At 67.8% G+C, this 2,574-nt stretch carries 5 protein-coding genes; 3 read left to right on the forward strand and 2 right to left on the reverse strand.

Going from position 1 to position 2,574, the window contains the following annotated elements; genetic code table 11:
• Positions 1–109 precede the first annotated feature (109 nt).
• The gene (locus tag ABZ453_RS50975) at positions 110–784 is read right to left on the reverse strand and encodes a transposase (protein ID WP_359026876.1); all 675 of its coding nucleotides are present in this window, start codon (positions 782–784) and stop codon (positions 110–112) included.
• A gap of 4 nt (positions 785–788) precedes the next feature.
• Positions 789–992: a hypothetical protein gene (locus ABZ453_RS50980; RefSeq protein WP_359026878.1), complete on the reverse strand. Its 204-nt coding sequence runs from the start codon at positions 990–992 to the stop codon at positions 789–791.
• Between the two features lie 44 nt (positions 993–1,036).
• Here ABZ453_RS50980 and ABZ453_RS50985 point away from each other — a divergent pair, with 44 nt between their 5' ends.
• From ABZ453_RS50985 to ABZ453_RS50995, 3 genes are all read left to right on the forward strand, one after another.
• On the forward strand, positions 1,037–1,375 hold the full coding sequence (locus ABZ453_RS50985; RefSeq protein WP_359026880.1) for a hypothetical protein: 339 nt from the start codon (positions 1,037–1,039) through the stop codon (positions 1,373–1,375).
• 162 nt (positions 1,376–1,537) lie between these two features.
• Positions 1,538–2,131: a TetR/AcrR family transcriptional regulator gene (locus tag ABZ453_RS50990; protein WP_359026882.1), complete on the forward strand. Its 594-nt coding sequence runs from the start codon at positions 1,538–1,540 to the stop codon at positions 2,129–2,131.
• A gap of 141 nt (positions 2,132–2,272) precedes the next feature.
• Positions 2,273–2,574 (forward strand): NAD(P)-binding domain-containing protein (locus tag ABZ453_RS50995; protein WP_359026884.1); only part of this gene is annotated, 302 nt, incomplete at its 3' end.

Here is a 2,574-nt window from a genome sequence, read left to right on the forward strand (position 1 = left end):
GAGCTACAGACACTCCTCGCACTCTGGACCGGTGCCTGCCCCACCTGCCACCGCGACATACCCACACCGATACGGACCTGACCAAGCCCTACTAGTAGTCTGTCGCTGCTTAATTTCGCTGTGTGGTTGGGTAGAGGTGGCGTAGTTTCACGCGTGCGTCGTCGGTGGTGAAGTGCCAGTGGACTTGGCGCTGGTTGCTGTTGGTGTGCTGCTGCCAGGCGGCGAGTTCGGTGTTGAGCACGGTGAGGTCGTCGAGGCGGCGGTCCAGGCACTGGCGGGTGAGCGCGGAGAGCTCGATCTCGGCGATGTTGAGCCAGGACCCGGGTTTGGGGGTGTGGTGGATCTCCAGGCGCTGGGCCAGCGCGAAGGCCTTTGCCGGGTCGAACGCCTCGTAGAGCGAGGCGGTGGTGTGGGTGTTGAGGTTGTCCATCACCAGCACGACCGTGGCGGGGTCGGGATAGTCCACGGTCAGCAGGTGCTCGACCTGGTGCGCCCAGTCGACCCTGGTCCGGCGGGACTGCGCGTCCACGCGCCGCCATCCGCGCAGCGGCTCGACCCAGCAGAAGATCGAGCAGGTCCCCGAGCGGAGTACTCGTTGTCCTCGCGCCGCTCCCGGCCCGGCCGCGCGGGAAGCGGATCGCGGACGTGGCCGAGCAGCTGGTACGGCTTCTCGTCCATGCACACCACCGGGCGTGCCGGGTCGAAGGGCCGGTGGTAGACCGCCAGGACGTCCTCCATCGCCGCGGCGAAGGCCGCGTTCGCCGCCGGCGGGATGGTCCAGCACTTCTTCACGTGAGGACGCAGTTCCGTTTTTTTAACACCCGCCCGATCGTGGAGTGGTCCAGATCCGGGATGTCCTCGGCCAGCGCGACGTGCTTCTCCAGCAGGCGCAGCGACCAGCGGGCGTGTCCCTTGGGCGGCTTCGAGCAGGCCAGCGCAACCTCCTGGAGACGGACCTCCTGCCGCTGATCACCGATGCCGCGGTCTCGCATGACCCCCGCGGCTCTCTGCTGGACATCACACCCGACTGCTCGAATTGATCGCTGAAGAACGCGGGCTGGTCACGTTCGCCGGTAACTTCGCCGACGTCGGCGTCGAAGCCCTTGAACGCCTCAGCGACTCCCTGCACCCCCTTCTCGAACGCGCCCAGAAGCAGGGCGAGATCCGCGCCGACCTGACCGCGGACGACATTCCGCGGTTCCTGGTCATGGGAATCGCCGGCCTCGCGCTGCCCGGCACCGCCTCCTCGACCCGCGCACGCTTCATCGCCCTGCTCTTCGACGCGCTCAACCCGGCCAACGCGACACCGCTCCCACCCCTGCACACGATGGAAGGCGACCTGCGCACCGCCCTCAGCCACGTCACACACGGCTGACGCCCCCCAAGGCGCGGTCCTGCCTGACACGCCCCACCCGTGGCTGCGCGGCGGAACGGCATCCAACTTGACCGGAGGATGCCTCCGGTTTACGGTGGGAACAGTTCGGAGGTAGCCTCCGTTTTCGATCGGTCCACCGGACCGGAAAGCTCAGGAGGATGCATGAACGCCACGGGACAACAGGAACGCAAACCCCGCGCCGACGTGCAGCGCAATCGCGCGGCCCTCTTGGACGCCGCCCAGCGCCACTTCCTGCGGGACGGCATCGGTACGTCACTGGAAGCGGTCGCCAAAGAGGCGGGCGTCGGACCGGGGACGCTGTACCGGCACTTCCCCACCCGGGAGGCCCTGCTGGCGGCCGTACTCCAGTCCCGCACCGAGGAACTCCAGGCCCGCCGCGAGGACATCACCGGCATCGACGACGCCGGCACGGCACTGACACAGTGGCTGCGCGCCATGGAGGACTACCTCAGCGCCTACAGCGGACTGCCGGAACCCCTCATGGCGGCAACCCGAGCACAGGACCTGGACAACCCGCTCACCGTCCCGTGTGACGAGCTCATCGCCACGACCGACGGGTACGTGCGAGCCGCACAGAGCACCGGGTACGTACGTGCCTCCGCGACGGGCTACGACCTGTTTCTCGCGGCCTGCTCGATCGCCTGGATGAAGGGCACCGGCGCAGCGAGAGAATCGCTCGACCGACTGCGAGCACTCGTCGCCGACGGATACCGCGAGCCGGACGACCACGACTAACGGTCGGCAACTCACTCAAGGCCGGAGCAGGGTACCTCCCGCCCCGGCACCCACAGGATCCGGCCACGACCGGCCGGCCCGACACACCGCCGTTGTCACGCCACCCCTAGGGGGGTGATGCAACCTTTGAAAGGACAAATCATGAAAATAACCGTTATCGGCGCTGGAGCCATCGGCGGAAATCTAGCCCGCAAGCTGAGTCTGGCCAGTCACGACGTCCAGGTGGCGGACGCCCGGGGGCCCGAAGTGGTCGCGGCCGAGGTACTGGAGTCCGGCGCCCGCGCGGTGGCCCTGGACGAGTCGGCCCAGGGCCGGGACGCGATCATTCTGGCGATCCCCTTCGGAGTGGCCGGGCAGCTGGCGGAGCTGTTCGCGACCGTGCCAGCCGAGACCGTGGTCATCGACACCTCGAACTACTACCCGCACCTCAACGGGCGGATCGA

The sequence above is a fragment of the Streptomyces sp. NPDC005799 genome (assembly GCF_040630525.1).
Taxonomy (GTDB): domain Bacteria; phylum Actinomycetota; class Actinomycetes; order Streptomycetales; family Streptomycetaceae; genus Streptomyces; species Streptomyces griseorubiginosus_B.

What these genes read in the sequence shown, in the direction of transcription:
- ABZ453_RS50980 (WP_359026878.1), bottom strand. Translation starts at nt 992, where the DNA reads ATGCGAGACCGCGGCATCGGTGATCAGCGGCAGGAGGTCCGTCTCCAG.
- ABZ453_RS50990 (WP_359026882.1), top strand. Translation starts at nt 1,538, where the DNA reads ATGAACGCCACGGGACAACAGGAACGCAAACCCCGCGCCGACGTGCAG.